An 18,337-nucleotide genomic window follows, 5' to 3' on the forward strand; every position below is an offset into this window, starting at 1 on the left:
AATAAGCTTACGTATCTATTTTTGTTTTTTCAGTAGTAGTATGGTGGTTTTGTTTTATAACTTTAAGTTGGTATTATTTTTTTATTAAAAAATTAAGTTGCACCCCTATAAAATTTATGTGACAATTAGATTATGTATATAATTAAGTATAATTTTCTTGTACAGTGGTACTAAAGCTATGTTAAATATCTTGAGGTAGTTATGAAGACATCAGAGAAAAGTAGTTGGAATAGGAAATGGCATCTAAAGAAGGGAAATATTGTTAATGATGGTAGGGAGTTGTCATTAAGCCCTACTAAGAAAAATAGTCTTAACACTAACCCAGGAGTTATTAAATTTTTAGAACAAAAAAATCCACAGAATCTTATAAGACATCGTCGTTCTGACGCTAACAATCAATTACAAGATACATTTACTCAAATTAATGTACCAGGAGATGGTAGTTGTTTATTTTGGGCTACCACTTTAGATTATTTAATTCCTGTGAAAGATAACGATGCTGAATTTTTAAGAAGATTTAAGAAGCTGTTTGGAGAAGGAGAGGTAAACAATGTAGAACATGTAAGGAATTTAATTAAAGAATATAACCCATTTTCAAATAGTGATGCTATTCGTAGTAATGAAATTTTTAATAGATTAGTTACAGAAAGATTACGAAATAAAGTAGTTGATTATATTGCAGTCAATAAAGATAGATTTAAAAACTTTGTTACAGGTAATTTTGATGAATATTTAAGGAGTATGAGAAATCGAAACTCTTGGGGTGGTGAACCTGAAATAAGAGCAATGAGTAACATACTTGATGCAACTATTAATGTAGATTCTGGTGGAGTAAGCCATTCTCCTTACGGAGATGGTAGTATACCAATACAATTATATCATGTAAATACAGGTGGAATTCAAGCTGGTGGTAATCATTACAATTTTGGTTTAGAAAGAAATATTGTTAGTAATTATCAGGATGCTGCTCGACATACTGGCTCTCAGCTGAGCCAAACGCTATATCAAGCTGAATTAGTTGAACACCTATTTCAAGCAAATCAAAATAACAATTTTCAGGAAAGGTTTCAGTCATTTATAGACCAGATACCAAGGCCGAGCGGTGTAGGCACGGCACCAGCTAAAAAGGGGTTTTATACTCATGCCTTTGCTGGTATGTTTACCACTTTAAAAAATACGGAACTTTTTGATAAGTTAGGATTGGCAGAGCTTCATTTCAAATTTTATGATCCATTAATTTTAAAAGTTGTAGCTATTAAAGAAAATCCTACTACTAAGAGATTAGAAGAATATATTTTTGTTATTTTTGAGAAGAGATATGATAACAATTATAAAGAGATACTATTTAGTACAAATGATAATGAGTGGTTAAAAGAAAGTAAAATATTATTTAGCACACGTGATGGTCAGTTTCATGGTGGTTCAAGAGCTCATACCAGAGCTAATGAAATGGATTTTAAATTTGGAGCATCAGTAATAATAAGCAGATTAAATGGTAAAGATAAGTTAGGTATTCAAATAGTAGATAAGCTCACAAATAAAGAAATTCCTGCAAGTTTTAAACGTCCGTTTAGAAGAATAGAACAACATCGCAAGCATGTTATAGGTGATTATAAGTCAAATCTTTTAGAAGATGTTGTAAAGAATATGCATGTAAATGATGTACAAGAAGTAGAAAAGAATTCTAAGAAATTGCTTGAATATGTCTATGATATTAATAGAAAATACAATACAAATTTACTTTATGTTTCAGGAGCGAGAGAAGCAGCAGATCATGGTTTTACGGTTGGCGCTTTAATGAATTTTAAATATCGCTATAATGTAAAAATATATTCAGAATTGTTATTAGGAAAGAAAGGTTATATTGATATTGTTTTACTAGTACGTGGAAATAAACGCGTTAAGGATGCTATTCCTATCCTTATTGAAATGAGAACTGGACAGGCACAAAGGGGAAGAGCAAATCCCAAACATGCATTAATGGATGCTGAAAGTTATTCTAAGGGTTTGCAACAAAATAGTATGCCTTTTGTTACATATGCTGAACAAGTAGTGCGTATTGGTTTTAATATGGATTATGCACATCCAATTGAAGCAAGTGTTGCTTCGTTACAACCACCAACTCCTATTATTAGAACCATCTTTGAGAGCATTAATAGTGGTAATGTAGGACAAGAAAGACTTAATGATATAAAAACAATTATTATAGATCAGTTAAAGAAAACTTATAACTTATTACCAGGTACAACAGGTTCAGGTGAAGGGCAACATTTAAGTAGGTCGTTCATTGGACATTCAATCTTAAATTCAGTAGAACTCATAGGGAAAAAGATAGAAAAACGCGTATTTACCCATCATCAATTAAAGAGAAGTGCAAGCAGGAAACCTGTTGACCCTATTATTACTACAGTTGTATTTGTTGAAAGGACAACAGAAGGAAGAAATGCGGGAAATAATAGGGTGTTAATTGTGCATTTTCATGAATCAGGACGGAGTGATATTGATGATGCTATACTAAAAATTCCTCTAGATAGAATACAGGGCTTAATACAAGCTAATTGCAAAGAAATAATAGAAGTATATGTTGATGCCAGATCTGATGGTAAGAGTTCCTTAAAGTTTTTAGGAGAAGGTAATGAGGTAAGAATTAGAGATGTGACTTCTTCTGTAAATGATTATTTTGGAGCAAATAATGCTAGACATTGGAAAATGCATAATATGCCAGATTCTAATCAGGTTGAAAATCTAAGAAACGCATTTGATGCAGCAGTTAAATATCAAATTAGGAAAGATACAGATAATAAAGCGGATTTGGGAGATTATAAAAAACTATTTGCTGATATGGGAAAAATTTTATTTCCTCTTAAATCTTTAATTAAAAGTGAAGCTGAATTTCAGGCAGTTGTATCTGAATTGCTTAACAGTTATAGTGATCTGAACTTTGGTCAAGGAGACTTTAGAATTAACATAAGGCGAGAGTTCCAAGTAGGAGGAGGTGGAAGAATTGATCTATTAATCAGTATAATAGGTAGAGACTCTTCTGCTTATGATATTTTAATTGGACTGGAATTAAAATATGGTATTACTGTAAATGAGGTGAGAAAGCTAATTGAAGAAGCTGTCAGTGAACAAATAGTATGGTATGGAAAAAGTCCTAATATAAAAGCAATGACAGAAGAAAATAAAGTAGCAACATTAGCTGTTGGCTTTACTCAAGATGCTAAAGATTCTAATTCTTTAATAATAACAAATGAAAAGTTTGTTGTGTACGATGTTTCTCATAGTTCTCTAACTGTTATTAGTCATAGAAATGTAGCAGATGTTGGAAGAAGAATAAGTCAGTCTTCTATTGCGAGCATGTCACAAGATAACACGCAGGGACTATATCTTGAAAAAGCAACAAGAGAAGGGACATATGATTACTGGTTACAACAACATGACGTAGCTGATATTGCAAGGATAGAATATGGTTATGGAACAGATACGGCTAATACTATATTTGAAGTAGTTGGAGCACCAGAACATTTGAATAACCAAATAGAACAATTTAAAACCAGAGTAGAACAAGGAGAGAAGAGACCTTTAACATTGGTTGTTAATTTAAATAATAATCATTGGGTAACTCTAGTTATTGCTCGTCAAAATGGACAATATAATGGATATTACATAGATTCATTAGGTATTCCGGTTCAAGATAATATTAAGCAAGTATTACAACAATCTCAAGTAAACTATAAGGATATTGGAATTGGACCGCAACAAACAGATGGTCATAATTGTGGTCTTTGGGCACTAGAGAATGCTAGAGATATTAATGTTATATTACAAGAAGATATGGATGTAGCGTTGGAATTTGCTAGAAAGCAATTAGATAAAAGTGGTGAACGTGGTGAAGAGTATTTTAAGAATAAGAGACAAGATATTTCAACAAGATTAGATGCAGATCAGGAAAGAAGAAATAACGTACAAAATATAATAGGTGCAGGATCTTCAGTAGATTCACAGGTGTCTTCAGCGGGATGTCTAAGTGGAGGTAGAAGTAGGAGAAGTGTTAATGGTTGTCTGTATTCATGGGAAGATGTAGATAATTTTAATGCTAATAAAAAAGATCCAAGAAATGTAGATGAAATAACAATTGATGCTCAAAAGTTTCTAGAATATACAAAAAATGTTAACGATAAAAGTAAGAATGCTCAGTTGCTGAGTTTAGCTCGTGAGAGAATTGCTGCAAGTAGTGATAACATTGTTGGGGAATATAAGCCCTTATTAAGTGATGTTGTCTCAGATGGCGGGTATGAGAATTATAAACGAAATGAACGTATTCAATATTTAGCAGATGATTTTTTAAGTAATAATGTTCCAGGGGTAAATTCACGATTAAAGCAAAAGTTATTCAATGCTGCTGGTAGGATTCAATTAATAAGAGGAATACATGGTACTATTGTTTCTTGTAAAGATGGGACCACAAGAGATTGTGCGTTAAGTGTAAGCGGGCTTGGTTATGCTTTTTTAGCACAACCGATTGAAAATGTAATGGTCAAGGTTACACCAAAAATTGTAGGTAGTGCTGGAAAGTTTGCTGGTAAATTTGTGCCACGTATTTTAGGACATAATACAAAATTTGCTGTACATTTCTTAGGAGCAAAATATGGTACAAGAATAGCTAAAGGTGTTGCAGGCGCTGCAGCAGGAATTTTTGACATTGTTGAGATAGGAATTTCTGGTGCTGCACTTGCAAACTGTACAAAGAGAGCAAACACAAATGACCCATGTAGTGATAAAGAAATAAGGGATAATATAGCTTCTATATCTTTTTCCAGTGTTTCATTTGTCGCAGGAATAATACTTACAGCTGCAGGTGCTCCATTAGCAGCTACAGGAGTTGGTTTGGGATTAATGATAGGTTATGGAATATATAGTGGTGTAAGCAATATTATAGAATATGAAGAGAAATATGATACAACACATGACGAAAATTGGAGACTTTTTTGGCATACCTTTCTTCTGCAAAAGCCACCACGTGATTTACTGCATCTAGCAGCTAGGCAAGATGCAGTAAACAACATAGTGTTAGAGGCATGGAAGAATTTAGAAGCTAGTCCTAATAATATAGTTGCTTATGGTATAGGGTTGGGAGCTATTAAGTTTAGTAGTATTACGCAGTGTAGAACAGAACAGAGGTTAGCATATCAACCTTTCCCGGATGAAGAACTGGGAGTAAAAGCATATAGAGGCTTTTATAATGAAACAATATGTGAAATAAGAGAAGTACCAGTTAATCATCCAGCAACTTCAAAAATTCATATGTATCAACAAAATGCTGATACAGGCAATCTGTCGCGTGTTTTACCTAAGCCTATTGAGAATGCTACCATGGTTTGTTTGCCAGAAATCACTGGTGCAGATTATGAAAAAGGTATCAAAAAATCAGTTTCAACAGCTGTACACTATTGCAATAATGCAGTGGTTATGGTTCATGATCATAGAAAGCAGCAACAAAGTAATGATGGTGATCAGTGGGGTATATTTGATTTAAGACTCATAAACAACGGTCTAATAGGTGGCAGTAATATCCTTAATAACATTTTTGTACTTTTTGAAGGTGCTCCAATAATCATAGGGGGAGACAATGTAAACAATGAATTTATTTTCAACAATGATACTTTTTTGGGGGCTATTATTCTTGGGGACAATGCTACTAATACACTTGACATGAGAGCATTAACAAGTGATGTTGTAGAATTTAATCTCAATTTTCATTTTAATTGTATATATAATGCTAGTTATCATATAAATAATGATAGTTATTATTATATAAATGTTTTTGGTGAGAAAACCATAAAAGGAAGACCGGTAGCACATAAAGATTGTAACAAGTTAATTGATCGTGGTAAATTGCGTTATATTGGAAGAAAAAATAAAGTTGATGAGATTACTTGTAGTACAACAGGGGGAAGTGGTTATAAAACCTATAATGTGATAACAGGAGTAGGTATTATCTCTATAGACGTTTTTATTGATAGTGGTGGTGGTTATAGTAATGATAGAAAAGATGTAATTAAAAATTGTAATTATAATAAGATTGTGGTGAGACCTTATACTGAAGTTATGGGTGGTAATGGTACTTATACTTTCTATGTAGAAGTGCAAGGATATGAAGAGAAGAATTCAAATTCAGAAATCAATGTACAAGGAAAGGGTACTATTGTTTTTCCTAAAATTTCTTTATTGGAAGAGTGTAACCAAATAACTTATTATTCAGTGAATAACACATTGTCTTTTGAGATAGTATCAGGTCAAAATGGTACATTCACTCTTGATGTGCAAAACTATTTGGGTATAGATAATAAGCCTAGCTTTATATTAATAGATAAGTATGGTAGTAATATTATTCCTAAGTTAAATTTAAATGATAATTCCACTACTACTGTTAATATTAAAAGATTTGAACTATATACATCATACTCCTTAGATTCTTTAAGTGATGTAAGAGATTATTATGAAGACATTTCATATAATGAAAAAGATTATGAAGTGTTTGGTGTGATTAGGGATAAATCAGAAAAAAATAATAATACTTTGTCTCATGTATTTTTTGGATCTTTAGGTTCAGATATTATTAGTATTGATAAAGATACTGTATTTGCTGAAGGGGGAGAAGGAAGTGATGTATATATAGTTAGTGATGATATTAGTGGTAGTATACTTATTAGTAATAAGTCAGAGGATAAACAACTTGATGTTTTAACTATATCATCAAAAGATAATGTTTCATTAAATCGAGAAAGTTATAATTTAAAATTATCGATTACTAAAAGAAGTAGTAGTATTACTGAAGTAGATAACATTGTAATAGAAAATTACTTTTTAGGTACTGAATATCAGCATTTAATATTAATGGATCAAAATGGAGATTGTTTTATACCTTTTGAGTTAGATGAAGATCTAACATTGTTGCCTTTTTATCATGCTAGCGGCAGAAAAAATGTTTTTATATCACCAGTAGATATTAAACAAGTAGTAACTGATAGTGATTTAGATAATATGCAATTCTATAGAGATAGTAATGACCTTTTATTGTTGGATAAGAAAAATGAAGGTAAGAATAGTTATCCTTTAGTTGTAGTTCTTAAGGATTTTTATCTTGATCCATTAAAATGGCAAGATCACCAAATTTATACAGGTAGTTATGGTGATTATACTCATCATGTCGATTTATTACAAAAATCTCGTAGAGCATTAATTTTTGATAAACAGTATAACTATAAAAATATCATCAAAGAATATGTTGTAGACTTTAATGTACCTAGTCGTATTAGTCATAATCATAGAATAGTCAATGATACTTTGCATCCAGTAACACAAGGTCAAGAAAGAATTGGTATTATTATATTTAAAGACATTTCTCCAGAGCGATTAAAAATTGATATTATGGATGATGATATAGTAATAAGTGACAAACATTCTGAATATACTGTTCAAATATTCAATTGGTGTAAATCTAAGCTTTATGCAATCTCTGCATTTGAATTTGATTTAGGATTAAATCCAATAAGAATCAATGGATTAAATAAAAAAAATTGTTCTATATCATATTTGGAAGAACAGATTTCTACTGCTACAAAATTATATGATGTAAATAAACAGTTAGAAGTCAATGAGTATTATAATTCACATGAATATGTTCTAAAATGTATAATGTCAATTAGCGCTTTAAATGCTACTGACGCTTATATGGCATGGGGTTTTGCATCATTACATGATCAGATTCACTTTATTCAAAATTGTAATCTTGATCTTTTTGAATTAACTAGAATACGAGATCAGATTAGGGTTGAAAATAATCAATTTGCAGCTAATGTACAATATCAGCGTGGTTTTAATATTGATTTATATAAAAATAAGTTATTGTATAACTTACAGTTGCAAGGTTATGCTCCTGATAAAATAAAACAATATAGTAACATAATAAATGAACATCTCACCTATGATAATATTATAGATCAAATAGTGTCTTATACACAACAGCTACCTACCTCAAACACTGATGCTGAGCATCATCGTGTAGTTCGTGCAGTTAATCAAGTTGAAGAAACAACAAATGATTATGTAGTTAGTAGCACAGCTTCTAGTATCTCATCACCAATTAATTATATCTTTAATTTATCAGCAAATTGGTTTAATACTTATATAGTATCTTTGAAAAATCCCTTCAGTTGGATAACAGAACTATATAGCAAAGTATCTAGTCAAGAACAAACTATACTAGTAAAAAGTAAAATTACCAGTCTAGACGATGATGGGGTTAGTATAGATGTTGAATATGATGAGTATGAAAATTATGATAAGAGTGAAAATACTTTAGGTTGCGATGAGTCAATTGCAAGAAAAGTACAGTATGATGCATCCAATCAGGTATCAAGTAATATCAACAAATCTAAACAACCGTTTGTTAACGTTAAGGATGTTGTCCTAAACATAAAAAATAGTGCATCATATTACCTTAACGCTACTGCTTCTACAATAGGTAATATTATCTATAACTTTGGTACAAAAGATAGCAAGCAATGCGGTAACTCTAAATATTACTATAGAACTTTTACAGATTGTCAATATAATGTCCCTCAACTTTATCAACAAGTAAATGATCTATCAGTATCAATTCTATTTATGACTCATTTATGGAAGAAATATTTTAGAAAAGAAGAAGTTGCTAAAGAGGACTATCCACAGCTTATAGAAATTGATACTGCAATAATAGAATTATGGCAAGATTATATTAATAATTCGCAAGAATTAATCAAAGGATTAAAGAAATATAAAATATCTGATTTAGAGCACTATGCTGAAGTATTGGAAATACGTGCTGATGATATCAGTGAGATAAAACAATCTATGGAAGTGAATGGTCAAAAGGTTTCATTGACAAAAATATCAGAATTAAAAGAAAATTTATTAACATTTTCTTCGCACCTTGCTGAGGATATTGAATACAATAAAGATTTTTCTCAGATAAAAGGTAAAGCTCATTTTGTACAATTGATTAAAAAAAATGTTAGTATTCTTATTACAAAGCAAAATTATATGGAAAGCAATCATGCTAAAGCGGGTGTAGAACATACAACTAATGGGACAGCAAAGTATAGACAATTTGAAGTAAAACCTCTACCAGAATTATTTGTTATGCAACAATTAAATGAAGATGAGGATAATGTAAAAACAAGAGGACAAAATTTTATTCCAGTTTTTGAGACTACTAAAGTAAGAGCAGATCACTTAATAGAAGCAATGTCAGCAATGAATAATAGCAGCAGTAGTAACAATATTGGGCCTGGACCGTTTACTGCAGAATCTGTTAACATAGTTTTAGCGTGCTTAAGTCAAATTCCAGCTGATTCAAGAATTTGAAGGGGGGATTAAAAATAACATTAATAAGTAGTTATACGAAAGAGGTCTAATACAATTACAATACTATATGTTGTTAAGTATTTAACTATTATTCTTGGTCATTTAAGGTATGGTGTAGTATGACAGAGGAAGTAAGAACCGCCATAGGTTGTAGTCAATTATTATTACAATTAGCAGGGATCAAGACTACTGAAGATACAGCACCATTATCTAATATGTCTAATAATAGGCTGTATAATCATGCTTCTTCTTCAAGTATTGATTCTAGTTTAAAAGAACTTAGTAAAACTTATGGTGTAAAGTTAAAGCAGAAAAAGCTAACATATAAAAAACTAACTGTTAAGAGTCTGCCGTTAGCATTTTTGGCAACTGATGGAGAGTACCGAGTACTGGCTAAAATGGATCAGGATAATGGTTTAGTGCAACATCCATTTAAATCTAATGCTGAGCTTTGGTCTAAAGATCAGTTGCGTCATAGTTGGAGTGGCAAAGTAATTATTTTATCTGCTCCCTTGTTAAAATTTGATTTAGCCTGGTTTATACCGGCTTTTTGGCAACATCGCAGGATGCTTGCTGAAATATTACTGTTCTCACTTATTTTGCAGCTACTAGCTCTAGTATTGCCTTTATTCTTTCAAGTAGTGATGGATAAGGTATTAGTTTATAAAACCTATACTACACTAGATGTATTAGTCTTTGGTTTGCTTGTTACCAGTATTTTTGAAGTAATATTAAGAGGATTACGGGAGTATCAATATATTCATACAGCTAATCGGATAGATATTTTACTAGGAGTTAAACTAGTTAAACATTTGCTAGGATTACCTTTGCTATATTTTAAGAATCGGCAAGTTGGATCATTAGTAGCTAGAGTACGAGAATTAGATAGTATCAGGGAGTTTTTAAGCAGTTCTTTATTTACTTTAGCTGTAGATATTAGCTTTATGGGAATATTTCTAGCAGTAATGTGGATAATATCACCTTTACTGACTTTGGTAGTACTGGCATCTTTGCCCTTTTACGCAATTATTGCCTGGTGTGTTACTAAACCATTGCAAGCTAGATTAGAAACTATGTTTCGATATATGGCAGCCAATACTGCTTTTTTAACTGAAAGCATTGCAGGAGCTGAAACAGTAAAGAGCTTAGCGGTTGAACCACGTTTAGCGCAGCGCTGGGAAACGCAAACCAGGGATCTAGTAAATGCTAGTTATCATAACCAAATATTATCATCTTTATCTGATCATAGTGTACAAGGTCTTGGTAAATTAACTGGCATAGTAATTTTATGGTATGGCGCTGAATCTGTGATTAATCTTGACATTACTCTTGGTCAATTAATTGCCTTTAATATGTTATCACAACATTTTTTAGGACCTATAGCTAAACTAGTTGAGCTATGGAGAAAATTTATTCAGGCTCAAGTAGCAGTGGATATACTAGGTGATATACTAAATTTACCAACAGAACAGGAAACAGCAGGTAAACAGCAGGAATTAACAGGCGAGATTATTTTAAAGAAAGTAGCTTTTCGTTATCAACCAACAACGCCACTGGTACTGCAAGATATTTCCCTGCATATTCGTGCTGGAAAACAAATTGGTATAGTAGGTGAGTCAGGTTCTGGTAAAAGTACTCTGGCTCATTTATTGTTACGGCTTTATCTACCAGAACAAGGACAAATATTATTTGATGGAGAATCATTAAATACACTGGACATAGTTAATTTACGTCAGCAAGTAGCAGTAGTATTACAAGAGAATTTGTTATTTAACCGCAGCGTACGTGATAATATTGCTTTATCTTTTCCAGAAGCTTCTTTGGAATCAGTAGTAGAAGTTGCCAAACTAGCTGGCGCTCATGAGTTTATTCTCCGTCTACCTATGGGTTATGACACATTACTTGCAGAAGGTGGTAGTTCTTTATCGGGAGGACAAAGACAACGTATTGCTATCGCCCGGGCTTTATTAACTAAACCAAGAATATTAATTCTCGATGAGGCAACAAGTAGCCTGGATTATCAATCACAAGCTATCATTCAAGCTAACATGGCTGAAATAGCTAACAACCGGACAGTAATTACTATAGCCCATCGTTTATCTACTGTAAAACATTGTGATTGCATTATTGTGTTGCAACAGGGAAAAATTATTGAGCAAGGAACCCATCAACTATTATTAGAGTTAGGTGGTAAATATGCTCATTTATGGCAGTTGCAACAGGATTTGCAGCGAGAGGCTAGCTGATGACAGATGTTTTTCAATTAATACGACAATTATTTGTTAAACTATCTGCTACCATATCCAAGTGGATACATAAATGGCTAGAATGGTTACGTATTGCTTGTCATTTTAACCATCATAGTCGCGATAGTTGTAATAGTTATCAGCAATATGAATTTTTGCCTTCTTATCTTGAATTAATGGAGCGACCTCCTTCACCTACTGCTAGGGTAACAGCTATTGCTATTAGTATCATAGTATTATTGTCATTTATTTGGGCTTATTTTGGTCAATTAGATATTCATGCTACTGCTAGCGGCCGGCTTATTCTACCTAGTCGTTCGCAAATTATACAATCTTATGAATTAAGTGAAATAGTAGAAATTCCAGTAGAAAATGGTCAGCATGTTCAAGCTGGAGATAAGTTATTAGTGTTAAATATAGTAGGATCAGACCAAGATATTCAACGCTACCTAGAACAAAAATCTTTTCAACAGTTAGAGCTAGCACGTTATCGATCATTGCTTAGTGATGATCCTCTGAAATCTCTAGAAATACCAAATGATATTGATGAATCTACAGCGACAAGGACTAGAGCATTGCTTGCTAGCACCTGGCAAGAACATCAAGCAATACTTGCTAAGTTTGATACAGAACTAACAACTAATCAACATGAGCAAATAGCTAACCAAACAAGTTTAGATGGTTTACAACAGTTACAACATAATATCCAAAAACGTTTGATACCATGCCGTAAATTAGCAAGTTCTAACTTTGTATCAAAGACAGAATTATTAACTAGAGAAAAAGAAGAATTAGAGACTAAATTATCGATAGATGTCAAACAAAAAGAATTAAAAATATTACAAGCTCGTGCTGATACCATACTAGAAAGCAGAGCTAGTTATATAGCGCAAAAACATCGAGAATGGCATGATAATTTAAATAAAGCTGAATCTGCACTATTAATAGCGCAGCAGGAGCTAAGCAAAGCCCAAGATCGAGCTCGGCTGCAAGTATTACACGCCCCATTAGATGGTATAGTACAACAATTATCTGTGCATACTATTGGTGGTATTGTTCAAGCAGCACAAGTTTTGATGATTATTACCCCACATGATACTCCTCAGCAAGCAGAAATTGATATTACCAATAAAGATATCGGCTTTATTAAACCTGGACAATCAGTAACAGTCAAGGTGGAAGCATTTCCATATAGTCGTTATGGTACTATTGAAGGTAAAATATTAAGTGTATCACTTGATTCAGTAAAACGCAATGAACAATCTAATCCTGAATTAGTATTCCCAGCCCAGATTGAACTAGCACAAAATTATATTTTGATAGGTGATGAATCAGTGGTCTTAACACCAGGGATGACTATTACTGCTGAAATTAAAATTGGTAGGCGCCGGATTATTGATTATTTACTTAGCCCTATTCGGGAATATAAAGCAGAAGCATGGCGGGAACCATGATTAAAGGAGCATTGGTCACAGGGGAATATGGTCTGCCGGCGGTTATTAGAGCTGCAAAGCATTTTCAGGTGGTAGTTACTGAAGAATCATTAGGTCATAAACTGGGAATAGACTGCCGGCAATTAACAGCTTTAGATGTCTGTAGGGCGGCTAGGCAAGCAGGCTTGAGGGCTAAATGCTATCAGGAGGGAGTAAATAGTGCAATTGAAGACTTACCACTACCAATATTATGCTGCCTTAATGGTCGATGGAGTGTTATTGAAAAGATAGAATCAGGATACCTACTACGCTATGATTTTTTTAGCAATCAACTCTGCCGGGAACCATTACCTACCTTTACTACTACCATCAAAACTACAACCCCCAAGCTTACTGATCCTATCAATGATGATAATATAGATAGTGATATACATACTAATATTCCTATAATATTGCTAGCAGAGCAAGAAATACAAGTTGCTGATGTAAAATTTGGTTTACACTGGTTTCTACCTTCAATATTACGTCATATAGGCCAATTACGTGATGTACTAGCTTTATCATTACTATTACAACTAATTGCTCTGGTAAGTCCAATATTATTTCAAAATATTATTGATCAAGTATTAGTTAGTAGAGGACTATCCAGTTTGCACATACTAGCACTAGCAATGTTATCACTAGCAATAATTGATCCTTTGTATAGTTACTTGCGAAGTAAAATCTTTACCAACTTAGCCAGTAAAGTTAATGCTGAACTATCAGCTAGATTATATCGTCATTTGCTAACCTTACCATTAGATTACTTTACTCAGCGACAAACTGGTCAAATCATAGCTCGCGTACGAGAAATGAACCAAATACGACAATTCCTTACTGGTTCAGCTTTAATGTTAGTATTGGATAGTATTTTTATCCTAATGTTTATAGTAGTGATGTTTAACTATTCTCACATATTAGCTTGGTTAGTACTTGGATCATTGGTACTATATGCGTTGTTTTGGTTAATGGTTGGTCCAGTATTACGTTATCGAGTAAACAAGGAATATGATGCTAGTGCATTAGCTACCGCCTATTTAACTAAAACTATTACTGGTATAGAAGTTTTAAAAACCACAGCTACTGAAGCAAGTTTTTTAAAACGTTGGCAACAAGTTTTAGCTCTTCAACTGCGGGCAACATTTTCAGCTAAAAAAGTAGCTATTGCTGCCGGTCAAGCCATTAGCCTGATCCAAAAACTTACCTCTGCCTTATTATTATGGTGGGGAGTAAAAATAGTACTGATAGGTGAGCTTACTGTTGGAGAATTAGTAGCCTTTAATATGCTAGCTAGTCATGTAACTCAACCAATTTTACGTTTAGTGCAAGTATGGCAGGATTTTCAGCATACTTTAATAGCTTTGCGCCGTATAGGTGATATTTTAGATACTGAGTCAGAAGCAGGTAGTAAAGGTGTGGCTTCTGTACCTAAACTACAAGGTAAGATAGAGTTTCAGCAGGTGAATTTTCGCTATCAAGTAGATACACCAGAAGTTTTAAGAGATTTATCCTTTACTATCCAAGCTGGAGAATTTATCGGCATTACTGGTCCATCTGGCTCTGGTAAAAGTACCCTGACTAGATTATTGCAGCGCCTATATATTCCAAGACATGGTCAAATTTTGGTAGATGGTATGGACATAGCTATTGCTGATCCAGCCTCATTACGTTGTAACATGAGTGTAGTACTGCAAGATAATATGTTATTTGCTGGTTCAATATCAGATAATATTAAATTATGTTGTCCCGAAGTAAGTGAAGATGAGGTAATACAGGCAGCAAAACTAGCTGGGGCAGATAATTTTATTAATAATATGCCACAAAAGTATCAAACCATATTAGGAGAAAAAGGTAGCGGCTTATCTGGTGGTCAACGGCAAAGAATAGCATTAGCTAGAGCTTTATTGGTAAATCCCAAAATTTTGATTTTAGATGAAGCAACTTCAGCACTTGATTATGAATCTGAAGCGGCTATTATGGCTAATATGGAGAGTATTTGCCATAACCGTACTGTCATTAGCATTGCCCACCGACTTAATACTATCAGGCATGCCAACCGTATTTTAGTATTAGACCAAGGTCAGATCATCCAACAAGGTGCTCACACAGAACTTTTACAGCAGCATGGTTTATATGCTAAATTATGGGATATGCAAAATTCATAAAAAATATCGTATATTTTTTCTTTAAATGATTATGGATTGAGTATGATTATATAAAATAGATTTTTTAAAGAAAAAAGTAGTTTATTATCAATCGTAACCATTGCCAATAAGCACTAAAACACACTTAGAAATTAAGACAGAGAATTATCAAAAGCATTTTTACCGATTTTGGTCCATTGATCCAAAATATCAGGATGTTTTACTAACTCATTTTTTAAAGAGATAAAAGCTCCAAGTAAGCTATTATTTGGCAAATAGTCAAGTTTTGCTTTTACAACTAAGCCGCCCATTTCAATTAAATGACGAGTACGAGTTTTCCTTTCCTGAATTTTAAGTCTTGCTTCTTCAGTAATAATTTTAGCTTTTTTTTGTTCTAATTTTAATCTTCGTTTTATGACGTTATCCATATAAATAATTTTAACTTTTTATTGTTAAAATCATCATGAATGACCAATAAATTTTGGAAGTCAAATACATTTATTATCGAAAAAGTCAATTTATGATAATAAAGGACTTTGTTGTCACCATTTATGAGAATAAGTGTAAATTTATTAAAATAATTTCCATACCTAGACCGAATCAGCATAACTAGCAGCAACCAAAACAAATAAAGATAATTACCATTGATCAATGGTAATTAAGAAATGTAAGTAACAAAGGTTTAACTAAGCTCTTTAGAGCGAGGTTAGCGGGTAGGTAGGCACTTAGCGTGCTTTCCTCTCAAAGAACCGGACAAGCTAGTTACCCAGCATACGGCTCAAGCAATTTACTAACAGCTGAAATTAGTTGACCTCGCTTGCTATGTACTTGCCTATGACAGTTTGTATGCAATAAGCACAAATTGTTAATATGGTCAGTGCCGCCACACCTTGTAGGTCTCTTATGATGGACTTGCACATTTTCCCCATTATCTATTGAATCTAAACAAACAGGGCATTTACCTTCTTGTCTACGCCAAAGAATCTGTCTGATTTTAAAGAAGTACTTTGGTTTACTAGCTTGACGTTTTTGCCAGTATTCCTTAAGTTCTGGATTATCAGGAGATGCTTTGCCTTTAACTAGAATATGCCTTTTGATTGCTGTCCATTGTAATTTCCATAGATATAGATCTTTACTTTTATCCATAAAAACCCAATTATCATTTCGAGCTTTGATTCTGCCCCAATACTTCTCTTTAAGCCACCACCAGTATTTATTAGGATGTCTTCTATAAGCAAATCTTGCTTGTCGCATCCACATCCAACGATCTAATTGGATAAAAGTTCTTTTAGAGATAACTTTGTTAAAATAACTGCACCATCCCATTATTCTAGGATTAAGGTTTTCAATTATCCTATCAATTTCCCATGAGAAACTTCTTTTCCATTCTATCATCATTCGCTTTTTGAATGATTTTATAGTATCTTTGGATGGTTTAACTAATAATGTTACACCTCTTCTTGTACTTTTGGTATTATATTGACGAATATTAAATCCCAGAAAGTCAAACCCTTCCTTAATATGGAGTATCTGGGTCTTTTCCTCTGATAATGTTAATCCTCTAATATTTAACCAATCGTTAATTATCTGCTTTGCTTTAGTACAAGAGCTTTCAGATTTTGCACAAACTATAAAATCATCAGCATATTTTACTAAAGCATATTCAGATTTTGGATGGAGATGATCATATTTATCATAAGTTATGTTAAGTATGTCTTCCATTCCATGAAGAGCTGTGTTTAAAAGTAAGGGACTGATTACTCCCCCTTGAGGAGTTCCAACTGTTGTTTTGGTGAGTTGATATTCTTCCATCACGCCAGATTTAAGCCATGCTTTAATCCAATTTCGAGCTGGAAAATTTCCTATAATTTTCAAAAGAAAATTATGATTAATATTATCAAATGCACCTTTAATATCAGCATCCAGTATCCATCCCCTGGTTGTGCCAGGGCAGACAATAGCAGAAATTCTCTGTATTGCATCGTGGGTGCTGCGTCCAGGTCTAAAGCCGTAACTACTCCCTTCAAACTTAGTTTCCCAATATGGTTCGAGTGCTGATTTAACAACAGTTTGCATACATCTATCCAAAATAATTGGTAAACCTAAAGGTCTAAGTTTGCCTTTTCTTTTGGGAATATATACACACTTGATCGGCTTAACAGATGATAGATTATTATTTGTTAACTTCTCCATTAACAAATTCCTTTCTTTATCTGTATTAACTACTATTTTATCAATACCAGGGTTTCTTCTCCCTCGATTGATTTGGGTAACACGTCTTATAGCAAGTAATTTATTTGATCTTGACCTCAACATCAATTTCTGTAAACTACGTACTAGTTTTATATTACCATTTGCAGATGCCCTATAGATACGTCTACGAAGATTATTAACCTTTTTATTAACTTCCTGCCAATTTATTGCATACCAATAAATTTTCTCAAAGTCATTATTATCGGTCTTATTTGTTACATTTGCGTTTCGCATCTAACTTTTCCAATATAATTCATAATCTTGTTTACTTACCTAGGGTAAATCACCAGTCTTAAGTCAGCATCATTTCTGATTAGCACATAGTGCCTATACACCCAGTTATTTATTCCTGTAACCTTTCAGCTTAGTGTCATTAGCTTTTTAAGACCTCTTTTACCTACTACCAGTTGCCAAGTAATAGGCTTACCACGTTTCACTAATTAAAGATGCGTTAAGTTGGTTACCTTCTTTATACCGGGGAACTGGCATTTTTAAAGAAGGTCGCGTATGCCTTCTTACAGTTAAGCTTTTCAGCTTTATCCCTATAATAGATGTTATCTGGAGTATCTACTTTTATATTTACGATATTTTCCAAACAAAGATTCACTTTCGTTTAACCAATTTTAACTTTACCTTGCCCCTATTTCCCATCCAGATTAGTAATTTAGTTAGGCTTCTTATTGCGCTTAGCACAAGATCGTTACCAACCTTGCACCGCAATAATAGTAATTAGGTCTAAATGCAACCTAGCCGCAATATACTTGCAGACTTTATTTTAGTGCCATCGTGTCGCACTACGCAATATACTTGCAGA

6 protein-coding genes are annotated in these 18,337 nt (G+C 33.0%); 4 read left to right on the forward strand and 2 right to left on the reverse strand.

Annotated features, from left to right (window positions below; translation table 11 throughout):
• Positions 1 to 201 precede the first annotated feature (201 nt).
• The 4 genes from GCO76_RS01020 (at position 202) to GCO76_RS01035 (ending at position 15,291) form a co-directional block, all read left to right on the forward strand.
• On the forward strand, positions 202 to 9,408 hold the full coding sequence (locus tag GCO76_RS01020) for an OTU domain-containing protein (protein ID WP_323811226.1): 9,207 nt from the start codon (positions 202 to 204) through the stop codon (positions 9,406 to 9,408).
• A gap of 119 nt (positions 9,409 to 9,527) precedes the next feature.
• Positions 9,528 to 11,654, forward strand: a complete 2,127-nt coding sequence (locus GCO76_RS01025; RefSeq protein WP_323135643.1) for a peptidase domain-containing ABC transporter — start codon at positions 9,528 to 9,530, stop codon at positions 11,652 to 11,654.
• A complete protein-coding gene (locus GCO76_RS01030; protein ID WP_266264189.1) occupies positions 11,654 to 13,108 on the forward strand; it encodes an HlyD family type I secretion periplasmic adaptor subunit in 1,455 nt (484 codons plus the stop codon). The genes GCO76_RS01025 and GCO76_RS01030 overlap by 1 nt, the downstream gene beginning before the upstream one ends.
• Positions 13,093 to 15,291 carry a type I secretion system permease/ATPase gene (locus GCO76_RS01035; protein ID WP_266264188.1) on the forward strand — a complete coding sequence of 733 codons (2,199 nt, stop codon included), beginning with the start codon at positions 13,093 to 13,095 and terminating at the stop codon, positions 15,289 to 15,291. Before GCO76_RS01030 ends, GCO76_RS01035 begins: the two co-directional genes overlap by 16 nt.
• Positions 15,292 to 15,422: 131 nt before the next feature.
• On the opposite strand, the gene GCO76_RS01040 is transcribed toward GCO76_RS01035, so the two are convergent.
• Positions 15,423 to 15,698, reverse strand: a complete 276-nt coding sequence (locus GCO76_RS01040; protein ID WP_266264187.1) for a conjugal transfer protein TraD — start codon at positions 15,696 to 15,698, stop codon at positions 15,423 to 15,425.
• 334 nt (positions 15,699 to 16,032) lie between these two features.
• The gene (gene ltrA, locus GCO76_RS01045) at positions 16,033 to 17,757 is read right to left on the reverse strand and encodes a group II intron reverse transcriptase/maturase (protein ID WP_266264185.1); all 1,725 of its coding nucleotides are present in this window, start codon (positions 17,755 to 17,757) and stop codon (positions 16,033 to 16,035) included.
• Positions 17,758 to 18,337: the final 580 nt, after the last annotated feature.

The sequence above is a fragment of the Rickettsia koreansis genome (genome assembly GCF_046532895.1).
GTDB classification, from domain to species: Bacteria; Pseudomonadota; Alphaproteobacteria; order Rickettsiales; family Rickettsiaceae; genus Rickettsia; species Rickettsia rickettsii.